We start from the raw sequence: 22,421 nt of genomic DNA, 5'->3' as shown, positions 1-22,421 counted from the left end.
ATCATGAAGGGCGCGCACCATTTAAGTTGTTGGAAATATGGCGCTGCGCTCTTTAACACTGTAATAAGTGCCCTTTATGTCTTTGCGTGGATTGCCCTATTCCGTGCGGCCATTGCTATGGGGGCTGCCCCAGGGGTTAGCGCATGGTTCCCTCCTGCGGGTTTGACTTTTGCACTTCTGCTCAGGTTCCCGCGCCTGTGGCCCATGGCGTATGTAGGCGTTGGCTATATCGTCGCCACGGCCCCATATCCGCATTCGGCAGCCGCCATTTTTCTCTCATGGGCCATTCCTCCGACGACCTACGTCGTTGGGGTTCATGCATTACGGCGCTCGCTTGGTTATGCCCGCATTGACCTCGCCAACATGCGCCACCTGATTGCCTTCTCAATTGCCTCGTTGCTGGTTCCTATTGCGGCGGCGCTGGCCCTCATCGTGACCTTCTGTGCCGATGAACTGATCCCTTGGGCAAACTACTGGGATATGGTTCTGCGGTTCTCTCTCGGTGACGCAATTGGCATCGTCACGCTCACCCCTGTCTTGCTGCTGACGCGAACTGATTGGGTGGCCGCGACTAGCGGACGATCGCTGATCTGGCTTGTCGCCAGCTTCGCCGCAATCGGGTTGGCGCTCTATGTGGAAACGGTCGCAGTGGTTCTGGGGCAGGACCAAGGGCCGATGTCGTATTTCCTGATGCTTCCCATCGCCTGGACCGCCATGCATTTCGGCAATGTGGGTTCGGCGGCATCCAGCTTGATCGCCAACATCTCCATTACGGTGGCCAGTTGGTTGGCTCCCGATCATCGGATTGTCGCGGGCGCTCCCTACTTCATGCTTTCGGTCGGCTATCTCGGACTGATCATTGGCAGCATGACCAGTGAACGTGAACGCAGTGTGCAAAAGCTGCGCGTGCAGGAGCGTGCGCTTGATCGTGCCTATACCCATTTTACGGGACAGCAAACTGCGGCGAAATTGGCCCATGAAATTCGCCAGCCACTGGCCGTGGTCTCGACCTATGTCGAGGGTCTTGTCGGCTACATTGAAAAGGATGCCAACCGCACCGACGACGCGCTGATGCTGGCCAAACGCACAGACCGTGAGGTCCAGCGCATCGGGGAAATCATTTCAGCAGCCCAGTCCAAAATTGAACATGCGGCAGGCCAGCGCGAGACGTTTGATTTCGCCAACGTCATGCAGGATGTCGATCCGCTGTTGCGCCAGATTTGCAAGGATCACGGCGTAACGGTGAGTTTTGATGTAGCCGCTTCTGCTCGGGTATCGGGCGTCAAGGCTTCCTTGCAGCAGGTGATGGTGAATTTCGTGCGGAATGCCTGCGAGGCCATGAGCGCGGTTCCCCCAGCAAACCGCCGCCTCATTGTAGAAAGCAGCCTCACTGACGAGCGGATCAACGTGACCGTATCGGATAATGGAACGGGCCTTGCTGAGGACTTGGAGAAGACGGGCCATGCGCTGTTTGCCTCCACGAAAATCGGTGGCAGCGGCTTCGGCCTTCCCATCTCGAAGACCATCATTGAAGGACATGGTGGAGCGTTGTCCATCCTGAACCGCCCTGAAGGTGGCGCAGTCATTTCGTTCTGGCTTCCCGTCGTGAAGGCGCCCCGATCATGAGCGACAATCAACGCTTTACCGTTGCCGTGGTCGATGATGATGAAAGTTTCCGCGAGGCGGTTGTCTGGCTGCTGTCGTCGAGGTCTTTTAATGCGGCAGGATATGGCGATGCCGCCTCGTTCTTTGCCAAGCACCCCATTAGCGCTCAGGGCTGCGCTTTCATGGATCTGCGGCTGGGCGATCTGTCGGGCCTGGACGCTTACAGAGAGACCCGCGAACGCGGCTTTGATATGCCCGTCATCATGATTTCTGCCTATGGCGATATAGCGACGGCGGTTCATGCCGTTCAACTTGGAGCTTTTGGCTGGATCGAGAAGCCTGTTCGCAACGAGAAGCTGGTTGAAACGGCTGTGTCGGCATGCTCCGCGCATGAACACATCTGCAAGCAATATGGACGCGCCGCCAATTATGTCCGCAATTTCTCACTGCTCACGCCCCGCGAGCGGGAAATCTTGATGCATCTCGGCAAAGGGGCGACCGCTAAAGAGGTTGGCTTGGAATTGGAAATCAGCCACCGCACTGTTGAGACACATCGCAATCAGATTGCCGAAAAACTCGGCCTAACATCTGCACGCGATATTGCAGCAGTTTTTTTTCATACTCGGCATTTTTATGCCGAACTGGCCGCAACATAATGCCGCGTTCGTCGCAATATTATTCATAAAAGGCCCGTTAAATGCGTCGCTTTTGCTTCCGCAGCATGGTCGCTGTAGTGTTCGTCGCTTCAATTGGCGTGGTGTCCGCAACCGCAGCTGATATTCCCAGCGACCAGAAACCCTCGATTAGCGGAACAGTGAATATGTTCATTGCTGATCGTTGGCGCTATGCAGCGGAAGACAAGACGCAGCGCAATGACCTTTTCGTGTTTGTTGAGCCATTCATAAAAGCGAACTTTAACAAGGAACTTTCGATCCAAACGCTTTTCACATACGACCCTGCCGTTGATCCCCATCCCGATGAAAGCCGTGCTTTTGCCAATGAGCAATTGCACCTGAAGAACCTGGTTCTCGACTACAGCAAGGACGAATGGGGCGTTTACGGCGGACGGTTTGCAGCTGAATTCGGCCAGGCATGGCTTACGCTTCCTGGCTATTTCGGCAGGGAACTGGCCGAAGACAACGCCATATGGGATCGCAATGGCGTTGGCGGCTGGATGAATGTGACGGGCGGGGAAGCTGGGACAGTCCGCCTCGCCGCCAGCGCCTTCATGCTCGACACCACCATCATGAGCAAATCGTGGATCGGAACGCCGACCCGAACGCGGAAGCGCCAATTTGACGGTGGAGCAAGCAATACGGGACGACTGGATTCCTTTGCGCTCTCAGCGACGGGAACCAAGCTTCCGTCGCTCGATGGCTTTTCCTGGCACACGGGATTGCTGCGGCAGGAAGCGCGCAAGATCAGCACCACCAATTCCGATATTCCCGATGCCGAACTCGGCGTGGTCGGAGGCATTCGGCAGGAATGGAAATTTGACGACTGGCTCGTCGTGGCCCCCATGTTTGAGTACCAGCATTTCTGGAACAGGGGCGGTGTGCAACGAGCCGAGCGGGATTACATCTCGACAGGCATGGAGATAAATCCTGCGAATTGGCGCCTGAGCGTCGGCTACACGCTGCGGATCAGCAACGCCCCAAATGTTGAGGAAAAGCGCGACTACCTGTTCAACACCAGCCTCGGCTATGAATTCGGCAACGGCGTGCGCCCCGAAATCGGCTATCGCGTCAGGAGCATCGACAGCCTGGAGGTGTATGAGATCACCTCACGGGTTCTGTATGTCTATAAATTTTGAAACAGATGACCACCATCGAGGACAATGCCTCTATGCGGAATTATCTGGCGATTGATGTTGATCTGCTTGCTTTTTCAAGCACTCCACTGCGGCCAATACCAAGTCATAAGCCAGCATATTCCCGCAGTCGCGGATTTCCTCGGCGGCATGTTCAAGAAACATGGCAAGGGCTTGCGGTGATGACTTCTGTTCCTTGGCATTCCAGCAGTCAGGGTAAATGATCATCGACGGACTTTCTCACGCCGAAACCGAAGAGTTTTGGAGCGCTCTTGCGAGGGTTGCATCAGCCTGATGCAGATGAATGATCAAGTCGGGGATTAGAAAGCCAAGAATTTTACTGGCAGCTGTGAAATCGCCCTTATCGCAGATTGCCTCTTTCAAATTGTTGGCAATCCGTCTGGTTTCAGAATGGGTTGCCCTGTGGCGATCATCTTCATGGCTGCTTGCCTTTAGAAATAACGCCTCTTCAAATTGGAAATGCTGTTCGTTGGCTTCCTCAAATTCAGCGAAAGCAATCTGAGCGGCTTCCAATAGCCGCGCTTCTACGGCAGCGGCCACGGCATCCAGTCGCATGAACAGCAGGCGGTGGGCTTCATCCAACTCGGGGATGCCCAATATCATGCTATCCGTCCATCTGAGCCGCATGTGTGCGCCTTTGCATCGCTATTGGACAAGAGTGGCACTGCAACATGGGGGTGTGCATCCGTAGCAACTACGGAGATGCTGGGAGATGTCGTGTTACACGACAGCCGATTTCTCCACCAGCAGAGCCATCTCCATGGCCGCTGCAATCGTAGCACCCCCATCGGGATCGCACCTCGGCGAGCGCCCTTTGCCAGCTATTCGGTCAAATTTACGCGCTGGCTGGTCATAGTCACCTATCGACCGCCCAGCGCTACATCGAGGCCAACGACCAGATGATGAAGGCTGCTGTGGATGGCCTGTGATTTGAAACTACCGCATATAGTTTCCCTTCTTGACCCTGCTGCCTTGACGAAAGACATAGCGGGACATCTTATTGAGGGATAATCTGGGCATCCCAATGACGCTTGTCAGGATGAGGCTGTGACCATCAGCAGAGCATTCTTGCGTGATGGCGCGCTCTTGATGCTGGCCTATGGATTGGCGTCCATATTGGTCATCAAGGTCTTCGGCACCAACGATGTAATGCGCTTTCCCTGGCTGCTGCTGGGGCCTGCGGTCTTTTTGACCATGCGTCACGGATATGGCGTAATCGCCTTGGCCGTTATCGGGGTAGTCCTTGGACGCTGGTTACAAGACGCAAGCTCTTCCATGTTCGTAGATGGAGGACGCTACGGCTTGGTGCTCTTCATGGCCACCTGGATTTACCGACGCACAGGTGGCGCGGCACTGACCTTCAACAGTGTCTCTGACTACCTGCGGCTTTATGGGGTTGGCATATTTATTGGGTTTGCCGTTTCGGCTTTCAGCGCCATTCAGGTGCAAGTCGGAATTTCGGCCGCCAATTCACATGACGCTGTTCATCGGGTTGCTGGTGCAGCATTCGGGTTCATTATCACGATGCTGCCCATGCTAGCCGCACGGGAATGGTCCAATGTCTTAAGGACACGTCGCGGATTGTGGGAAGGCCCGCTGATTATCGGTCTGTCATTTCTATTTGGACAGGTGATTTTTCTAAATTGGTTTAACGATACGGTCGGTCAGGTCGCCCGTGGATATTGGATGTTTCTGTTTGTGACCTTGGCAGCCCTGCGTTTAGGACCAATTGGCACGACAATCACCATAACCGTAGCAGCGGCACAGGCATTAATTGGGGCGATCTATGGCCTCGGGTTTTTCTACGACGATATCGCCAGGACGCATCTATCAAATTACTACTTTTACATAATCAGCCTTTCATCTGATGGTGCATTGGTGGCCGTGTTGTTCATGAAAGGGCAGCAGGACCGAAAGGCTTTGGAAACCAGAAGCACTGAGTTGGAAGCTTTAAACGCTGACTTGAAGCGCACAAACGCTGATCTCGAGCAATTTGCCTATGTCGCGTCCCATGACCTCCGTGAACCTTTGCGCATGGTGAGCAGTTACATGTCACTGCTGGATCGTCGCTATGGAAGCGCACTCAATGCCGAGGCTCATGAGTTTCTGGATTTTGCCGAAGACGGGGCCAAGCGCATGGATGCTTTGGTTCAGGACTTATTGAACTTCTCTCGGATCGGTCGCGTTGCCGACCCATTGCAGCCAAATTCCATTGCTGACCTTGTTGCCCAGGCTGTTCATGTTCTCCATACCTCCATTGAAGAGGCGGAGGCGGATGTCAAAATATGTTCCGACCTACCTGTCATCGTCTGCTCAAAAGACGAGATTACAAGGGTCTTCCAGAATTTGATCGGAAACGCGATCAAGTTTCGCGCTGAGGGGCGGAAGCCAGTTATAGAAATTACATGCCAGCGACAGGGCGAGTTTTGGCAATTCTCAGTGACTGACAATGGAATTGGCATCGATTCTGACTATTTTGACCGTATCTTTCTGATTTTTCAGCGGCTACACACACGAGAAAAATTTGACGGAACAGGCATTGGATTGTCTGTGTGCAAGAAGATCATTGAGCAACACGGTGGTCGTATCTGGCTGCGATCAACGGTCGGTGAAGGAAGCACCTTTTCCTTTATCTTGCCGATCCAATGCGCGTGACCGACTGTCGTGTTACACGACAGTCGCCTTCTCCACCAGCAAGTCAGCTTCCATGGCCGCTGCAATCACAGCGTCGCCCATTGGCCCACGCACCTCGTCGGGCAATGTGACAGCGGTTCGCCACGAACCGTCTGGCGCTCGGTAATTGGGAAGGGTGATTTCGGTCTTGCTGGCATCGGCGCGAACCTGAACGCCGTGGATGACCAGGGATACGCCGTCGAGGATTAACTCCACGTCGGCCAACGCCAGCACGCGGCCAGCATGGATAGCTGTGACCTGAAGGACGCTGATGGTGGCCGTGCTGGTTTCCATCAGCAAAAGTTAGCATGGTTGGCAATGCCCACAAAAGCGAAGACCCCCGACTGCTGGCAGTCGGAGGCTCCGCTGGTTAGGCCGCTTGCTTTGAGCTTGTCGGCGTTTGCTGGTTGAGTGTCGTGTTACACGACACAGGGTTGGAGGTGATTGCCGCGCTGGACGGCGTTGGCTGATTGAGTGTCGTGTTACACGACACGGGGTTGGAGGTGGTCGCCGCGCTGGACGGCGTTGGCTGATTGAGTGTCGTGTTACACGACACAGGGTTGGAAGTGATTGCCGCACTGGTCGGCGTTGGCTGATTGGGTGTCGTGTTACACGACAGGCTTGGGGTTGAAGGAGGCTGACTGGCCTTGCGCTTGGCATTGATGGTCAAAGTTTCAAGCTTCATCAGCAAGTTACGGACACTCGTGCCATACTTTGCCGTGAACTGATTGATCTGCGGATCGCTCATTTTCAGCTTCTCGCATTTCAAAACGTGTTTTACCAAGGGAACGAGCCGCTCAACGGGAGGGGGATCAAGCAGGTAGATTTCCGACCGACTTTGAATTCCAGCGTACAAGTCATTGATGTGGTTGGTGGTAAAAATGAACATTGCATCGTCAATGAACCTGTCCATAACGCCCTTCAGAGCAAACTGCGCTTGCTTCGTCAACTGCTCTGCTTCGTCAATGATGACAAATTTGAAGCCTTTTTTGTTCCATGAAGTGAGTTGCAGAAAGTCTTCAATGTCATCAATGCATTGAATTCCACGAACCTTGCTTCCGTTGATGAAATCCACTTCGTTGTCCTCATCAACATCATCAACAACGGCCTTGGGCATCAGCCTTGCGATGGTGGTCTTGCCCGTGCCGTAAGTGCCGTAAAGAATGATGTTGTTGAAGCGACCAGCATTTTCATACGACATAATGTCAAATTCGGTCTGCGTGTCGGGATACACGACATCAGCAAGGCGCTTCGGCTTGTATTTTGTAGTAAATGCAACCATTTTACTGTCCTCCTAGCGGCGAGTGAATTTGTGATGGAGGGGGGCCGCGACCCTCCACCACATCTGGCCTGATTTAGGCCGCGACATTGATTTCCTCGTTCTCTTCGTCAGCGGTGTAGGTGACTTCCCAGTTCAGATTTTCATCAAACGGCTCGTCGTAGGCATCGGTCTGAACCTGACGAGCTTCCCAATCCGACCGAAGCTTCGCACGGCGGTCTTGCTCAGCTTGGCTATTGTTCTTTTTCTCGTTTTCAGCTTCTTCCTTGTTCCTCTCAATCGCCCTCTTTTCCCGCGCCTTGTTCTTCGCGGCTGCCTTGTTCACGGCCTTGTCGCTCAACTTGTCCGTCGCCTTCTCATCCGCCTTCTCAGCCTCGGCGGCGACCTTGATGACCAGCGACTTCGTGCGGTCGTCGTTGATCTTGCCGACAAACTTGACGACGCTCAGGCTGCGGTCGGCAGCGATGTGGGCGAGGACCATCACGTAGCCAGTTCCATCGGGGAAATTGGAACAGGGGCCGAGCTTCGCGATGGCGTGCCGCTTGCTCAGCTGCGTGGTGGCCTTGTTGAACGCATCGGCGCTCTTGGTCTCGGCCGTCGTGCTGCTTTCGGCCGTGTTGCCAGTCCGAATGGCCTCAATGCCCTTCTTCTTATTCACCCAAGCCGCAAAATTGGCGGACGCCTTCTTTTCGTCTTCAAGCGCGGCCTTCATGACCGTGGCGTAGGCGCTGACGCGGCGGCGGTCATTGTCCCCGAAGACCAGCTTCATCAGCTTGTTCGCAGGATGCAGCGTGGCGGTAGCCTTGATGTCCTTGGCGGTCAGCAGGTCATCAACATGCTTGATCAAAAACGGATTGGCCGCCAACTGCTTGTAAACGTCAAAGCAGCGGCTGAGGATCGAGTAGAGCTTGCGGTTGCTGGCAGCAAGCTCGTTGTTTTCCCAGTCAACACGATCCAAAATAAGAGTTTCGCAAGCAGCGGTGATGGAGTTATTGGCATTAGACATTTTTCGAACCCTTTCTTTCTGTTTAGAGCGTGAACTGCGTCATCGCGTCCACAAATAGATACTATCAAAAACATGCCCGTAACGCAAATTTATGTAACTTTGTCAATATAAATACTAACTACAAACTCAAATTATCTTACATTTGCTTGTTGATTTTTTCCGCGCGAGCATTTCTGCCTCGCCGAAATTGACTTTTCGCTGCCTCTTGCAGGCAGAAAAAGTTCGCCGCAATGGCCTTTTGCGGCGATTTTACAAGTCAACAGCGCCTATTTTTCAAATGCGCAGCAAGGACAGCGGGTAGCAAATTAAATCTCTGTACGGCCCTCTAAAGACCAGCAGTCGGCATTCTATGTGGCTGAATTCCAGGCATTTTGTCGTGTTACACGACGGCGGTCTTTCGGTTGTCCTCCTTGGCTATCAGGTCATAGCATGTTCGTCATGTGTTCCTGTCGGAGGATGTGATGATGAGTGCATTGGACAAGCTGAAGCTGAGCGAGAAGACCCGCCGTGCCGTTGCTGCAACGCCTGAAGGGCGCTTGCGGCACAAGCTGGTGGAGGCCATCAATCAGCAGATCGCTGCTGCGGAAGCGATGCAGAAGGGCGAGGGCTTTGAAATTCGGCGCAAGCGCTGGACGAAGGACAGCGAGGGCAACAAGACCCTGCAAGACCGACTGGTCAAATTTCGCCCCTGGTACTGGCAGGAGGCCAATGGGGCGTTCATGCTGGAAGTGCGCTACGGCAACAAGATCGTGGAGATCAAGCCGAAGAAGACGGCCATTGAGATCGGCGACGTGGCGGAACTGGTGCCCACGCTGACGCTGGTGCGCGATGCGGTGGTTGCTGGCGAACTGGACAAGCAACTGGCCGCGATGAAGGGACGCTTCGGCAAGAAGCTCGCTTAAACGCCAAACAGCCCCGTACAAGCGGGGCTGTTTCCATGAGTGCCGTACTGCTGGGCGATCAAATCGGCGGCGTGTACGACGCGCAAAGGGCCAAAGCGGCGGCGGCCTATATATAAGGTGCGCCTGTCGTGTAACACGACACTCACTCGGGGTCTTTTGGCCGATCAAGCATGTCGCTCAGCCTGAGCTTCTTGCGCTTGCGCGGCGCATTGGGATCGGGCACGACCTCGGGGGCGTCGGGATCAAAGGTTGGTCCCTCGGGCACATTGGCTTTGCGCAGAACCTCGGCGGCGAGCGCAGGGTTATCCCTCAAAATCGCCATCCAGGCATTCGTGTCCAATTGCACCTTGTCGCGGATGAGTTCGAGCGACCGCTGCTTCGGCTCGTCCTGCCCATAGTGCTTGCGGATCATCTCCACGCTGGTGCCCATGTTCTTCGCCAGCAGCCAAACGTCCAACCTGCCTTTGATTAGGCGGTCAGTGGCATAGGTATGGCGCAGGCTGTATGGCGAGAATTTCTCGCCATTGCGGTCGTATTCCAACCCTGCCGTCTTCAGCAGCGCCGCAAAGCCCTTCGCAAAGCTCAATATGGGCTTGCCCGTCTTGCGGTCAGCGAAAACGGGATCGCTGGGCTTGGTCCAAAGCGAAAACGCTTTTATCTGGTTCAGAACTTCCCATGTCGCTTCGCTGCTGACCGTCGTGCGCGTGCCCGTTTTTGTATTCTCGTGGACAAGAACGCGGGTTTCCTTGACCAAACCAATCTCAGTCTGACTGGTTTTCAGCTCGCAATCCGCCCATGTCAGCTGCTGGTGCTCTTTCCCTGGCCGCAGCCCTGTTTCAAACATGAACTCCACGTAGGCGCAGACCATCTTGCGGTCGGCCTCCACCACCTGGCCCTTCGCACCATTTATATAGGTGGGCATGGCCGCAAGGATGCGCTTCCACTCCGCTTCCGTGAACGCAGGCCGACGCGCTGTTTTGCGCTGTTCGTCATCAATGTCGGGAATCTGATCGCGCTTCACCCATCCGCGTTTACGCGCCGAATTGAAGATGGCTTTGAGGATGAAGATTTCGCCCGAGCGCTGCGTCTGTGTCTTTTGCGGGCGCTTGGCTTTGATGAGCTTGCCGCCGCGCATGTATTCGCGGGAGGTGTCCTGCGCCCCTGGCCCCTCCGTCCAATATGTCAGCCGCCACAGCTTGTACGCCTCAATCTGCTCCTGCCTGATCGCGTCAATGGCCTTGCTCTCAAAGTAGGGCAGCAGATAGCGGTTTATGACCGCCTTGTTGTCCTTCATCGTCCGTTCCGTGGCCCTGTTCGTCAGAACTGCCGTTTGCAGGTCTTCCAAGTAGGCGTTGACGGCCAGTTTGAAGGTGCGGCTGCGAATGGGAATGCCACGGCGGAAATCAGCAGTCAGTTCGGCGTGCTTCTCAAGTGCTACCTCCTTGGCCTCGTCCAAGTCGCGCTTGCCTGTCGCTTTGGTCACATAGCCTTTCATGTTACGAATTTTGTAGCGCGCCGTCCATGTCTGCGTGCCCATATATTCGCGCTGATAGAGCGCCACAGCGCCGTCGAGGATATGAACCACGTTGCCCATCAAAGCCTCGCAAACGCTCAATTTTTGCAGCAGCGCATGGGAAAATCCGCGCTGGACAGCATTTGAGCACTGCTAATGTACTGCTAACGGTTTTTTGACACAATGAGAGCGTCGCTGCTCATTGCTAAGTCGTTGATTTTGTTCGGGAAAAGATGGCTGGGGGACTAGGATTCGAACCTAGACTGGCGGAGTCAGAGTCCGCTGTCCTACCGTTAGACGATCCCCCACCAGTCGGGCTGGTGGTCCGTGTTCCCGGGGAAGGCCGGGGTGACCACGAGAGGCGCACCTTCTAACACAGGCCTTCGGCGGGATCAATGGCGAAAGAGCGGCGAGCGAAATTGGCCGCAAAAGCGCGGAAATCCGAGGAAATCCGGGTGTTGGGACTGGATGCTTCCCTGTGGCGCCCGTTTGGGGGTAACATCCGCCGCCCCGAATTGCAGAGTTCTCCGTCTTGGCTTACGCCTCGTCTTCCTCCTCCCGCAGCGCGCCGGTTTACGCCGCCCTTGATCTCGGCACCAACAATTGCCGGATGCTGGTGGCGCGCCCCCAGGGCCGTGCCTTCAAGGTGATCGACGCCTTTTCCCGCGTCACCCGCCTGGGCGAGGGGTTGAGCGCCAGCGGCGTGTTGTCCGAGGCGGCCATGTCGCGCACCCTGGACGCGCTGGAAGCCTGCGCCGAGAAGATGGAGCGCAACCGGGTGGGCCGCGCCCGGCTGGTGGCCACCGAGGCCTGCCGCCGTGCCCGCAACGGCGCCGAATTCACCGCCCGCATCACCGAGCGCACCGGGCTCAAGCCCGACATCATCAGCCCCAGCGAGGAGGCCGGTCTGGCGCTGGGCGGCTGCGCCTCGCTCTTGGACCCGCATGTGCCGTGGGCGCTGGTCTTCGACATCGGCGGCGGCTCCACCGAGCTGGTCTGGGTGCAGAATTCGCCGCTGGGCCAGCAGGTGGTGGGCATCCAGTCCATTCCCACCGGCGTGGTCACCCTGGCCGAGCAATGGGCCCACGAGCTGGCCTCCAATTCCGGCTATGCGCGGGTGGTCGAGCGCATCGGCGCCGCCTTCCGCCCGTTCGAGGCGCTGCACACCATCGGCGCCATGCTGGCCGGCAACATGGTGCAGATGCTGGGCACGTCGGGCACCGTCACCACGCTGGGCGCCCTGCATCTGGGGCTCGAGCGCTATGACCGCTCCCAGGTGGACGGGCTGGAGCTGGGCTTCGCCGACATCGCCGCCGTCACCCGCCGGCTTGCCTCCATGACCCACGACCAGCGCGCCGCCCATCCCTGCATCGGGCCCGAGCGCGCCGATCTGGTGGTGGCGGGCTGCGCCATTCTGGAGGCTTTGTGCCGCCTGTGGCCGCTGGGCCGCCTCAAGGTGGCCGACCGCGGCGTGCGCGAGGGCGTGCTGCTCTCCATGATGCGTGAAGACGGAACCCTGGGAGCGCGGAACTGATGGCGACGGGCGGCAAGAAAAGTTCGGGACGCACCACCGGGTCGGGCCCCGGCGGCGGCTCGCGCAATCTCACCGTCAAGGTGAAGACCGCCAAGAAGCGCAAGCTGTCCTCGACGCTTTGGCTGCAGCGCCAGCTCAACGACCCTTATGTGCACGAGGCCAAGCGCCTGGGCTACCGCTCGCGCGCCGCCTTCAAGCTGATCCAGCTGGACGAGCGCTTCCACATCCTGAAACCCGGCCTGCGCGTCGTCGATCTGGGCGCCGCGCCCGGCGGCTGGACCCAGGTGGCGGTGGACAAGGTCGCGGCCTTGAAGCCCAAGGGCGGCGGCAAGGTGGTGGGCATGGACATCCTGGAATGGGACCCGCTGCCCGGCGCCATCACGCTGCAGGGCGACTTCCTGGCCGACGACGCCCCCGACCGCCTGAAGGAGGCCCTGGACGGCCCCGCCGACGTGGTGCTGTCGGACATGGCGGCCCCCACCACCGGACACCCGTCCACCGACCACCTGCGCATCATCGGGCTGGTGGAAGTGGCGCTGCATTTCGCCATGGAGGTTCTGGCACCCGGTGGAACCTTCGTGGCCAAGGTGTTCCAGGGCGGCACCGAGAAGACCCTGCTGGACCAGTTGAAGAAGAACTTCACCACGGTCCGCCACGCCAAGCCGCCGGCGTCGCGCCAGGGCTCGGCCGAGACCTATGTGGTGGCCACGGGTTTTCGCGGGGAAGGTATGAATTCCCCTTAATTAAGCTGGGCTTGAGCCGGCCCATCGAATGTGTATGATGGCGCGCCACTAACCGGACCCCACCACCGGAGGCGGCATGATTATCAAGGAAGCCCTTACATTCGACGACGTTCTGCTGGTCCCGGCGGAATCCTCGGTGCTGCCCGCGCAGGCGGACACCCGCACCCGGCTGACCAAGTCCATCGAATTAGGCATTCCCCTGCTGTCGGCGGCCATGGATACGGTGACCGAGAGCCGGCTGGCCATCGCGCTGGCCCAGGACGGCGGCATCGGCGTCATCCACAAGAACCTGGACGTGGACGCCCAGGCCGCCGAGGTGCGCAAGGTCAAGAAGTTCGAATCCGGCATGGTGGTCAACCCGCTGACCATCCACCCCGACCAGACCCTGGCCGATGCGCTGCGCCTGATGGCCGATTACAAGATTTCCGGCATTCCCGTGGTGGAGCGGGGCTCGGGCAAGCTGGTGGGCATCCTCACCAACCGCGACGTGCGCTTCGCCAACGACGCCGCCCAGCCGGTCTACGAGCTGATGACCAAGGACAAGCTGGTCACCGTGCGCGAAGGCGTCGACAAGGAAGAGGCCAAGCGCCTGCTTCACCAGCACCGCATCGAGAAGCTGCTGGTCGTCGACGGCGATTACCGCTGCATCGGGCTGGTCACCGTCAAGGACATGGAGAAGGCCCAGGCCCACCCCACCGCCGCCAAGGACGAGAAGGGGCGCCTGCGCGTCGCCGCCGCCACCGGCGTGGGCGCTGACGGCTTCGCGCGCGCCATGAAGCTGATCGAGGCCGAGGTGGACGTCATCGTGGTCGACACCGCCCACGGCCACTCGCGCGGCGTCATCGACACCATCGCCGAGATCCGCAAGGCCTCGCCCCACATCCAGCTGGTGGGCGGCAACATCGCCACCCCCGAGGCCGCCCTGGCCCTGATCAAGGCCGGGGCCGACGCGGTCAAGGTGGGCATCGGGCCGGGCACCATCTGCACCACCCGCATGGTGGCGGGCGTCGGCGTGCCGCAGCTGTCGGCCATCATGGAAGTGGCCGAGGTGGCGCACAAGCACGGCGTCTCGGTGATCGCCGACGGCGGCATCAAGTATTCCGGCGACATCGCCAAGGCCATCGCGGCGGGCGCCGACTGCGTGATGATCGGCTCCTTGTTCGCCGGCACCGAGGAAAGCCCCGGCGAGGTGTTCCTGTACCAGGGCCGCTCGTACAAGTCCTATCGCGGCATGGGCTCCATCGGCGCCATGGCGCGGGGCTCGGCCGACCGCTACTTCCAGGCCGAGGTGGGCGACAAGCTGAAGCTGGTGCCCGAAGGCGTCGAGGGTCGCGTCCCCTACAAGGGCCCGGTCAGCACCGTCATCCACCAGATGATCGGCGGCCTGCGCGCCGGCATGGGCTATACCGGCAACGCCACCATCAAGGACATGCAGACCCGCTGCACCTTCCGCCGCATCACCTCGGCGGGCCTGCGGGAAAGCCACGTCCACGACATCGCCATCACCAAGGAAGCGCCGAACTACAAGAGCGAGTAGCGGTCAGGGGGGGGCTCGCCCCCTCATTCCTCCGGCCTGAAGGCCTCGGCCGGGTCGTCGCCGGGGAACTTGATCAGGCTGGCCAGCACCGGGCTCATGGGGAAGTTCAGCGCCGCGTTCATAGGCGGAATGGGCGAGAGGAACCACTTGGCGTAAAGCCGCCCCACCTCGCCCGAGGCCATCATGGCCTTGACCGTCTGGTCCACCAGCGCCTTGAAGGCGGGGTCCCCCTTGCGCAGCATGATGGCGATGGGCTCGGTGTTCAGAGTCTGGGGCAGGATCTCGTAGTCCTTGGGCGCGGCCGAGCTGGCGATCAGTCCGGCCAGCAGGTTGTCGTCCATGACGAAGGCGGCGGCCTGATCGCTTTCCAGCATCCTGAACGAATCGGCGTGGTCATTGCCGAACGCCTCGGCCACCTTGATGTTGCGCCCCTGGAGCCGGGCCTTCAGCAGTTGCACGCTGGTGGCTCCGGCGGTGGTCACCACCGTCTTGCCGTCCAGTTGGGCCAGTTTGGTGATGCTGGCCGACTTCTTCACCGCGATGCGCACCGAAGCCACATAGGTGGTCGGCGCGAAGGCCACCAGGGCCTGGCGGGCGGCGTTGTTGGTGGTCGAGCCGCATTCCAGGTCGATGGCGCCCTCCACCATGCGCGGAATACGGGTCTTCGAGGTTACCACCTCGGTGCGCACCTCGAGGGCGGCCAGGCCGAGATGGGACTTCACCGCCAGGGCAATGCCGCGGCAGATGTCCACGTGATAGCCGATGGGCTGCTTCGCGCCGTCGAGATAGGACAGCGGATACGAGGCCTCGCGCACGCCGAGAACCAGGGTTCCGGTCCGCCTGACCTTGTCCAGGGTGGCTTCCGGCCCGGCCTGGGCGACAGCCGGGGCCAGGGCGAGAACCAGGAGCAGAAGGGCGCGGATCACGGTCATCTCGATTTAGTCCAATGAGATTAATCGGCGAAAACTAGATACCCGCCCCACCGATCCTGTCAACGCAGCCTCCCGTCCAGGGGGCATGCGGGGCTTGCAGTGCGGGCGGAATTGCCGCATCTATCGGGCCTTGTGCTGGCGAGCCGAATCGGCTCGCCCTATTGCCCCTCGCCGGGCGCGCCCCTCCGGGCGCTTGGCCGCCGCCGCAATGGCGGCTGATACCGGCGATTCTCAGGACAAAGTTTCGCCGGTATGACTCCCGCCGCACGCCTTCAGGCCGCCATCGAGGTGCTTTCCGAAATCGAGAAGTCGGCCAAGCCGGCCGATTCGGTGGCATCGTTCTATTTCAAGCAGCGCCGCTACATCGGCGCCAAGGATCGCCGCGCCGTGGCCGAGACGGTGTGGCGCGTTCTGCGCCGCCGTGCCCGCCTCGACTGGTGGCTGGAGCATCTGGACCATCCCGAGCGCCCCGATGCCGACGGCAAGGGCGGAGCCCGCGCCCGCGTGCTGGCCGACATGGTGTTCGAGGGCGTCCGGCCCGAGCCCGACCTGTTTAAGGGCCCCCATTCCGCCTATCCGCCCGAGCCGCCCGAGCGCCGGGTGCTGGACATGCTGGCGGGACAAAAGAGCCTGTTCCACCGCGACATGCCGCCCCATGTGCGCGGCGAGTACCCCGAATGGATGACGCAGCGCCTCGCCGCCCTGTTCGGCGAGCGGCTGGATTCCGAGATGGGCGCCATGCGCGACGAGGCGCCCCTGGACCTGCGGGTCAACACCTTGAAGGCGACGCGCGAAGAAGCCATCCGCGCCCTGGCCAAGGAAGGCATCAAGTCCGAACCCACCGCGCTCTCGCCCATCGGCCTGCGCCTTTACGCCCGCGTGCCCCTGGTTCAGGTCCAGGCCTGGCGTAACGGCCTGATCGAGGTGCAGGACGAGGGCTCGCAGTTGGTCGCCCTGCTCACCGATCCCAAGCCGGGACAGGCGGTGGTGGATTACTGCGCCGGCGCCGGAGGCAAGACCCTGGCGCTGGCCGCCTCCATGCAGAACAAGGGGCGCCTGGTGGCCTGCGACGTGGCCGAGTGGCGGGTCGACCGCGCCCAGGACCGCCTGCGCCGGGCCGGCGTCCACAACGTCACCCGCCGGGTGATCGAGGGCGAATCCGACAAGTGGATCAAGCGCTCGGCCGGGTCCTTCGACCGGGTGCTGGTGGACGCGCCGTGCACCGGCACCGGCACCTGGCGCCGCAATCCCGACGCCAAGTGGCAGTTTTCCGAGACCGACCTGCTGGAACTGGTGGCCCGCCAGGGCGCCATCTTAGAAAGCGCGGCGCGGCTGACCAAGCCGGGCGGGCGGCTGGTCTACGCCACCTGCTCCATCATGCGCGAGGAAAACGAGGACCGCGTCGAGGCCTTCCTCGCCGCCCATCCCGATTACCGCCCGGTCCCGGTGCCGGAGATCTGGCCGGAAATCTTGGGTGAGCTGGCGGGCACGCCCTGCCCGGTGCCGGGTCCCTGGCTGCGGCTGTCGCCCCTGGCCCACGGCACCGACGGCTTCTTCGCCGCCGTGCTGGAAAAGGCTAGCTGAACCTTTCGCCCAGGGCGGCCCCGATCCGGGCGACCACGCCCGGCCAGTCGCCCTGGACCTCCTGGCGGAACAGCCGGACGCTGTCGTACCACTCGCTGGTCTCGCCCCTGTCGGTCCAGCGCCAGCAGCACACCTTGTCGAGCATGATCCAGGTGGGAATGCCCTGGGACGCGGCCAGATGGGCGGTGGCGGTGTCCACCGTCACCACCAGGTCGAGATGGGGGCACAGCCCCGCCACCTGCTCCAGCCCGTTCCCCCCCGTGGTATCGCGCAAGGCCTGATGTCCCGACGGCTCGGCGTATTGCAGGCTGATCCACTCCACCCGCCCGTCATCGAGCAGGGGGGCCAGCATGGCGAAGGGAACCGAGCGGGACACGCCCCTCCACACCAGCCCCACCCTGGGGCGGCCGCCCTTCGGCCCCAGCAGGGCGGCGCCCTTCTCCACCAGGGAAGCCGGCGGCCGGTAATAGGGGGCCGAGGCGATGCCGACCGCCTCGCCCAGGCGGTTCAGCAGCCAGGGCGCCGACATCAGCGGCGTGCAGGATATGGAGGTGGTGCCCGGCGGCCTGACGATCACATCGGCGGGCTGGCCGCGCAAAATCACCTGATCGGCCAAGCCCTCCACCAGCGGCGCCAGCGGCTCCTGCACGCGCAGCACCACCCGCCCCCCGAACCGCCGCTTCAATGCCGGCAGGTAGCGCAGGAACTGCAGGGTGTCGCCCAGGCCCTGCTCGTCGTAGACCAGCAGGATGCCGGTGGGACCGGGCGCGCCGGTCCAGTCGGGCTGGAAGCGTTCGGCGCCTTCGGCCGCCCAGCGGTTCTCGTAAAGCTCGAACCCGCCCGCCCAGTCGCCGCTCCGCAGCACCAGATTGCCGAGATAATAGCGCAGAGCGGGATCGCCCGCCGGCCCCAGGGCCACCATGCGCCGGACCGTGTCGTAATCGCCCAGCCGGATCGCCGCCGCCGCCACCCGCCGGATCACGTCGGTCATCTCCGGATGGGCGGCCAGGGCCTGGCGGCACAGCGCGATGGCCCTCGTCCCCTGCCCCGCCTCGGCGAGATGCTGCAGCAGGGTCGCCCAGACCCACTGGTCTGCGGGCGCCTCGCGTCCCAGGGCCAGCAGGGCCGCGGCAGCCTCCTCCGTCCGGCCCCGGCCGAAATCCAGAAGGACGGCCAGACGCCGCAGGTTGGGCTCGTCCGGACGGGCGGCGATCAGCGGATCGAGCAGGAGCGCCGCGTCGGCGATCCGCCTCTCGTTGAGGGCCTGATAGCCCTGTTGCAGGACGGCAAGGAAATCCTGGTCGCTCATGTATCCCCGCTCGAAACACGGCAAGCGGCGATTCTAACCCGGCGTCGCGGCGGCGGCCAAAGAAAAGGCCGGATCCCGTCGAGGGAACCGGCCTAAGGTCATCCTGGGGAGGATGAACGCGAAAGGGATAGTCCTAGCGGCGGCACGCCAGATCGGCGATCTCGCGGTGGTCGAGCATGGCCAGCTCGCGCTCGAGGCGGCGGGCGGCGGCGAAGCCCCGGAGCCTGGCGACCACGCGGCGCACCATGTCGCCCAGGCGGAAGTCGAACTCGAATGTGGCGGAGTGGGTCAGCTGGTGCAGGGTCATGGCGGGGTCCTCGGTCTTGATGTTTTTCGCTTGCCCCCACCTTACGGCGGCCAAGGGGAGCCGAGAATCGACCAATTCGCATGTGCCGATGCAAAATACGCATACCGGTACCGAATTACCAAAATACCCACATTGAAATTGGCATTATTCCAATCATGCCCATTTCACCCACTTAATGAAGTCTTATGGATTGCGGGGCGATAAAGACGAGTTTCAACCTTGGCCGGAAGAATCACCGGCCATGATTCAGAGCCCTCCAGCATGAACCGGACAAGAATAGTCGTAACGGGTGGAGCGGGGTTCGTCGGCTCGAATATCGCCATGGCGCTGAAGCGCGACATGGGCGATGCCGAGGTGGTGGCCTTCGACAATCTCAAGCGCCGCGGCAGCGAACTGACCTTGACGCGCCTGCGCCGGGGCGGCGTCGGGTTCGAGCACGGCGACGTGCGTTGCGCCGAGGATCTGGCCGCGCTGGGTCCCGCCGACCTGGTGATCGAATGCTCGGCCGAGCCCAGCGTCCATGCCGGCTATGACGGCAACCCCGCCTATGTGGTCAACACCAACCTGCTGGGCACGGTGAACTGCCTGGAATATGCCCGGCGCTCAGGGGCCGCCATGGTGTTCCTGTCCACCAGCCGGGTCTATCCCATCGCCGGATTGCGGGCCATTCCGCTCGAGGAACGGGGCGAGCGTCTGGCGATTCCGCCGGGCGCCCAAGGACCGGGCTGGTCAGAAGCCGGCATTTCGGCCGACTTCCCCCTGTCGGGCAGCCGCTCCATCTACGGCGCCACCAAGCTGGCCTCCGAACTGCTGATCGAGGAATATCGGGCGCTTTACGGCCTGAAGGCGGTGATCAACCGCTGCGGCGTGCTGACCGGCCCCTGGCAGATGGGCAAGGTGGACCAGGGCGTCATCGTCTTGTGGATGGCGCGGCACGTGTTCGGCGGCCCGCTGGGCTACATGGGCTTCGGCGGCCACGGCCGCCAGGTGCGCGACATCCTGCACGTGGACGATCTTTATGATCTGGTGCGGTTGCAGATGGCCGACCTGGAGCGTTTTTCCCAGGGGGTCTTCAACGTGGGCGGCGGCCCGGGCGTCTGCCTCTCGCTGCGCGAGCTGACCGCGCATTGCCGCCGCATCTCGGGATGCGAGGTGGCGCTGGGCTCGGATCCCCAAACCCGCGACGCCGACGTCCCCTATTACGTCACCGACAACACCGCCATCACCGAAGCCAGCGGCTGGACGCCGAGGCGCAGCGTCGAAACCGTGCTGGGCGACATCCACGCCTGGCTGCTGGAACACCGGGCCATGCTGGCCCCGATGTTCGCCTGAGCCGCCGGGGGGGGGAACCATGAGCGTCGTCATCATTACCGGTTCGGGAGGGCTGATCGGCGCCGAAGCGACCCGCTTCTTCGGCGCCCGCGGCTTTACCGTGGTCGGTATCGACAACGACATGCGCCGCTATTTCTTCGGCGAGACGGCCAGCACCGCCTGGGCGCGCGGCGAATTGCGGCGCGACCTCAAGGGCTATGTGGATTGCGAGGCCGACATCCGCGACGCCGCCGCCATCGACGCCATCTTCGTCCGCTACGGCAAGGACATCCAGGCGGTGGTCCACACCGCGGCCCAGCCCTCCCACGACTGGGCGGCCAAGGAGCCGCTGGTGGACTTCACCGTCAACGCCAACGGCACCCTGGTGCTGCTGGAGGCGGTGCGCAAGCATTGCCCCGACGCCTGCTTCATCCATTGCAGCACCAACAAGGTCTATGGCGACACGCCCAACGCCCTGCCGCTGGTGGAAATGGACACCCGCTGGGAGCTGGAGCCCAGCCATCCCTGGGCCAAGCACGGCATCGACGAGAGCATGTCCATCGATGCCTGCACCCACTCGCTGTTCGGAGTATCCAAGGTGGCCGGCGACCTGCTGGTCCAGGAATACGGCCGCTATTTCGGCATGAAGACCGCCTGTTTCCGCGGCGGCTGCCTGACCGGTCCCGGCCATTCGGGCGCCCAGTTGCACGGCTTCCTGTCCTATCTGGTCAAGTGCGCCGTCACCGGCGATCCCTATACGGTGCTCGGCTACAAGGGCAAGCAGGTCAGGGACAACATCCATTCCGCCGATCTGGTCAACGCCTTCTGGCACGTCTTCCAGGCGCCGAAATCGGGGGCGGTCTACAACATGGGCGGAGCACGCCACTCCAACTGCTCCATGCTCGAAGCCATCGCCATGTGCGAGGAACTGACCGGGCGGCCCATGAACTGGACCTATTCCGACACCAACCGCGTCGGCGACCACATCTGGTGGATCAGCAGCGTCGAGCGCTTCAAGGCCGATTACCCCGGCTGGAATTTCACCTACGACATCCGACGCATCCTGGCCGAGATTCATGACGCCATGGCGGAACGGCTGGCGCGGAGCGGGAAGGTCGGATGATGCTGGTCTATTTCGACACCGGACTGATGAACAACCTTGGCCACCACGCCAATTCGGCCCGCCACATCGCGGTGGAATTGCGCGGTCGCGACATCCCCTGCGCCATCTTCGGCCACGCCGGGATGGAACCCGACTTGCGCGACGAGCTGGCGGCGGTGCCGTGGTTCCGCTTCCACACCTACGGGCTTTACGACACCGACCCGGTGTGCGGCTGGCTGACCAATTTCGAGGTGGTCGCCCAGGGGTTGGCCGACGACCTGAACCGCATCGAGGGCATCGGGCCGGAGCACATGCTCTATTTCAACTCGGTCCAGCCGCCGCAGCTCATGGGGGTGATCCGCTGGGCCCAGTCGCGCCCCGAGGACCAGCGCCCCACGGTGGTGGTGGAATTCGGCACCGATCCCGGGCTTTTAGTTTCGGAGACCCCCGACGGCCTGCGTTTCACCGCCATGGACCCCCGAATCGATTCCCGCGCCGTGCTGTACCGCTATACCGCCCGCACCCTGTCCGAGGCCGACCGGAAATGGCTGCGGCTGGCCACCTTCGACGCCCAGTCCTCGTCCGTGTACCAGATGCTGCTGGACTTCCCCGTCGGCACGCTGCCGCTGCCCCAGCAGGCGATCTCCGCCCGGCTCGATCGCCGGGGCGCGGCCCGGCCGCTGACCGTGGCCTTCCTCGGGCACCAGCGGCCCGACAAGGGCTTCACCAAGGTCCCGGCCATCGTCGCCCGCCTGCTGGCCGAGCGCGACGACATCCGGGTCCTGGTCCATAACGGCGAGCCCCAGGGCATGACCGACCAGCAGCAGGAGCTGCGCGCCATGGCGGCCGCCGATTCCCGGCTGATGCTCGACGAACGGGCCGCCGACGGAACGTTGTGGGCCAACCTGCTGGAGCAGTCGGACCTGATCGTCTGCCCCTACAACCGCAACCGCTTCATCGCGTCCTATTCCGCCGTGGTCAGCGAGGCCATGGCCAACGCCATTCCGGTGGTGGTGCCCGAGGGCACCACCATGCATTCGGTCATCCGTGAATTCGCCGAGCCCGGCACAATATTCAGGGAAGAGAGCGCCGACGGCGTTGTCGCCGCCACCGTCGCCGCCCTCGACGACTATGACCGCCTGGCCGGCCTCGCCCGGCAGGCCTCCATCCGCTGGGGGGAGACCCGCGGCGCCAAATGCCTGATGGACACCCTGCTGTCCTGGCAAACGGCCCCTTGAAGAAAGGACGTCACC

21 protein-coding genes and 1 tRNA gene are annotated in these 22,421 nt (G+C 61.4%); 12 read left to right on the top strand and 10 right to left on the bottom strand.

Annotation, left to right across the window (positions count from 1 at the left end; translation table 11 throughout):
• Positions 1–3: 3 nt before the first annotated feature.
• The 3 genes from WV31_RS16210 to WV31_RS16200 are packed head-to-tail and all read left to right on the top strand — an operon-like array spanning position 4 to position 3,418.
• The gene (locus tag WV31_RS16210; RefSeq protein ID WP_168185966.1) at positions 4–1,626 is read left to right on the top strand and encodes a sensor histidine kinase; all 1,623 of its coding nucleotides are present in this window, start codon (positions 4–6) and stop codon (positions 1,624–1,626) included.
• Positions 1,623–2,261 carry a response regulator transcription factor gene (locus WV31_RS16205; RefSeq protein ID WP_085374541.1) on the top strand — a complete coding sequence of 213 codons (639 nt, stop codon included), beginning with the start codon at positions 1,623–1,625 and terminating at the stop codon, positions 2,259–2,261. Before WV31_RS16210 ends, WV31_RS16205 begins: the two co-directional genes overlap by 4 nt.
• 41 nt (positions 2,262–2,302) lie before the next feature.
• Positions 2,303–3,418, top strand: a complete 1,116-nt coding sequence (locus WV31_RS16200; protein ID WP_145980887.1) for a hypothetical protein — start codon at positions 2,303–2,305, stop codon at positions 3,416–3,418.
• Positions 3,419–3,448: 30 nt separating this feature from the next.
• On the opposite strand, the gene WV31_RS21750 is transcribed toward WV31_RS16200, so the two are convergent.
• Positions 3,449–3,643: a hypothetical protein gene (locus WV31_RS21750; protein WP_145980886.1), complete on the bottom strand. Its 195-nt coding sequence runs from the start codon at positions 3,641–3,643 to the stop codon at positions 3,449–3,451.
• A gap of 12 nt (positions 3,644–3,655) precedes the next feature.
• A complete protein-coding gene (locus WV31_RS16195; RefSeq protein WP_085374539.1) occupies positions 3,656–4,063 on the bottom strand; it encodes a bacteriohemerythrin in 408 nt (135 codons plus the stop codon).
• 420 nt (positions 4,064–4,483) lie between these two features.
• On the opposite strand from WV31_RS16195, the gene WV31_RS22305 reads away from it, so the two are divergent.
• Positions 4,484–6,091, top strand: a complete 1,608-nt coding sequence (locus WV31_RS22305) for a sensor histidine kinase (RefSeq protein WP_206072550.1) — start codon at positions 4,484–4,486, stop codon at positions 6,089–6,091.
• Between the two features lie 12 nt (positions 6,092–6,103).
• Here the strand turns inward: WV31_RS22305 and WV31_RS16185 are convergent, their stop codons facing one another.
• The 3 genes from WV31_RS16185 to WV31_RS16175 form a co-directional block, all read right to left on the bottom strand.
• Positions 6,104–6,403, bottom strand: a complete 300-nt coding sequence (locus WV31_RS16185; protein WP_085375613.1) for a hypothetical protein — start codon at positions 6,401–6,403, stop codon at positions 6,104–6,106.
• Positions 6,404–6,479: 76 nt separating this feature from the next.
• On the bottom strand, positions 6,480–7,391 hold the full coding sequence (locus tag WV31_RS16180; RefSeq protein ID WP_085374538.1) for an AAA family ATPase: 912 nt from the start codon (positions 7,389–7,391) through the stop codon (positions 6,480–6,482).
• A gap of 73 nt (positions 7,392–7,464) precedes the next feature.
• On the bottom strand, positions 7,465–8,394 hold the full coding sequence (locus tag WV31_RS16175) for a hypothetical protein (protein ID WP_145980885.1): 930 nt from the start codon (positions 8,392–8,394) through the stop codon (positions 7,465–7,467).
• Between the two features lie 461 nt (positions 8,395–8,855).
• On the opposite strand from WV31_RS16175, the gene WV31_RS16170 reads away from it, so the two are divergent.
• Positions 8,856–9,296 (top strand): DUF6641 family protein, encoded by a 441-nt coding sequence (locus WV31_RS16170; RefSeq protein WP_085374536.1) that lies wholly within the window; start codon positions 8,856–8,858, stop codon positions 9,294–9,296.
• A gap of 142 nt (positions 9,297–9,438) precedes the next feature.
• On the opposite strand, the gene WV31_RS16165 is transcribed toward WV31_RS16170, so the two are convergent.
• Together WV31_RS16165 and WV31_RS16160 are read right to left on the bottom strand one after the other, a co-directional pair.
• The gene (locus WV31_RS16165) at positions 9,439–10,890 is read right to left on the bottom strand and encodes a tyrosine-type recombinase/integrase (protein ID WP_085374535.1); all 1,452 of its coding nucleotides are present in this window, start codon (positions 10,888–10,890) and stop codon (positions 9,439–9,441) included.
• A 153-nt stretch (positions 10,891–11,043) separates the two neighbouring features.
• Positions 11,044–11,117, bottom strand: a tRNA-Gln gene (locus WV31_RS16160).
• A gap of 224 nt (positions 11,118–11,341) precedes the next feature.
• Here WV31_RS16160 and WV31_RS16155 point away from each other — a divergent pair.
• The 3 genes from WV31_RS16155 to guaB all read left to right on the top strand — a co-directional run bounded on the left by WV31_RS16155 (position 11,342) and on the right by guaB (position 14,623).
• On the top strand, positions 11,342–12,343 hold the full coding sequence (locus WV31_RS16155) for a Ppx/GppA phosphatase family protein (protein ID WP_237051329.1): 1,002 nt from the start codon (positions 11,342–11,344) through the stop codon (positions 12,341–12,343).
• Positions 12,343–13,086 (top strand): RlmE family RNA methyltransferase, encoded by a 744-nt coding sequence (locus WV31_RS16150; protein ID WP_085374533.1) that lies wholly within the window; start codon positions 12,343–12,345, stop codon positions 13,084–13,086. The genes WV31_RS16155 and WV31_RS16150 overlap by 1 nt, the downstream gene beginning before the upstream one ends.
• Before the next feature lie 76 nt (positions 13,087–13,162).
• Complete coding sequence (guaB, locus tag WV31_RS16145) at positions 13,163–14,623, top strand: IMP dehydrogenase (protein ID WP_085374532.1); 1,461 nt, start codon at positions 13,163–13,165, stop codon at positions 14,621–14,623.
• A 23-nt stretch (positions 14,624–14,646) separates the two neighbouring features.
• Here guaB and WV31_RS16140 read toward each other — a convergent pair whose 3' ends face one another.
• The gene (locus tag WV31_RS16140) at positions 14,647–15,555 is read right to left on the bottom strand and encodes an amino acid ABC transporter substrate-binding protein (RefSeq protein WP_085374531.1); all 909 of its coding nucleotides are present in this window, start codon (positions 15,553–15,555) and stop codon (positions 14,647–14,649) included.
• 252 nt (positions 15,556–15,807) lie between these two features.
• On the opposite strand from WV31_RS16140, the gene WV31_RS16135 reads away from it, so the two are divergent.
• Positions 15,808–17,139 (top strand): RsmB/NOP family class I SAM-dependent RNA methyltransferase, encoded by a 1,332-nt coding sequence (locus tag WV31_RS16135; protein WP_085374530.1) that lies wholly within the window; start codon positions 15,808–15,810, stop codon positions 17,137–17,139.
• Here WV31_RS16135 and WV31_RS16130 read toward each other — a convergent pair.
• Both WV31_RS16130 and WV31_RS22185 read right to left on the bottom strand, forming a co-directional pair.
• Positions 17,132–18,448 carry a tetratricopeptide repeat protein gene (locus WV31_RS16130; RefSeq protein ID WP_085374529.1) on the bottom strand — a complete coding sequence of 439 codons (1,317 nt, stop codon included), beginning with the start codon at positions 18,446–18,448 and terminating at the stop codon, positions 17,132–17,134. The genes WV31_RS16135 and WV31_RS16130 overlap by 8 nt on opposite strands.
• A gap of 133 nt (positions 18,449–18,581) precedes the next feature.
• Positions 18,582–18,755, bottom strand: a complete 174-nt coding sequence (locus tag WV31_RS22185; protein ID WP_168185964.1) for a hypothetical protein — start codon at positions 18,753–18,755, stop codon at positions 18,582–18,584.
• Positions 18,756–19,016: 261 nt separating this feature from the next.
• Here WV31_RS22185 and WV31_RS16125 point away from each other — a divergent pair, with 261 nt between their 5' ends.
• Genes WV31_RS16125 through WV31_RS16115 form a run of 3 tightly spaced genes read left to right on the top strand, consistent with a single transcriptional unit; the run spans position 19,017 to position 22,406 of the window.
• Positions 19,017–20,087, top strand: a complete 1,071-nt coding sequence (locus tag WV31_RS16125; protein WP_085374528.1) for an NAD-dependent epimerase/dehydratase family protein — start codon at positions 19,017–19,019, stop codon at positions 20,085–20,087.
• Between the two features lie 19 nt (positions 20,088–20,106).
• Positions 20,107–21,189 carry an NAD-dependent epimerase/dehydratase family protein gene (locus WV31_RS16120; protein WP_085374527.1) on the top strand — a complete coding sequence of 361 codons (1,083 nt, stop codon included), beginning with the start codon at positions 20,107–20,109 and terminating at the stop codon, positions 21,187–21,189.
• Positions 21,186–22,406, top strand: coding sequence for a glycosyltransferase (locus WV31_RS16115; RefSeq protein ID WP_237051327.1), 1,221 nt, complete (start codon positions 21,186–21,188; stop codon positions 22,404–22,406). The genes WV31_RS16120 and WV31_RS16115 overlap by 4 nt, the downstream gene beginning before the upstream one ends.
• The last annotated feature ends 15 nt before the right edge of the window (positions 22,407–22,421 follow it).

The organism is Magnetospirillum sp. ME-1, assembly GCF_002105535.1.
In the GTDB taxonomy this organism is placed as follows: domain Bacteria; phylum Pseudomonadota; class Alphaproteobacteria; order Rhodospirillales; family Magnetospirillaceae; genus Phaeospirillum.
Note: the sequence above shows the minus strand (reverse complement) of the source record. Positions and strands in the feature narration are given on the sequence as shown.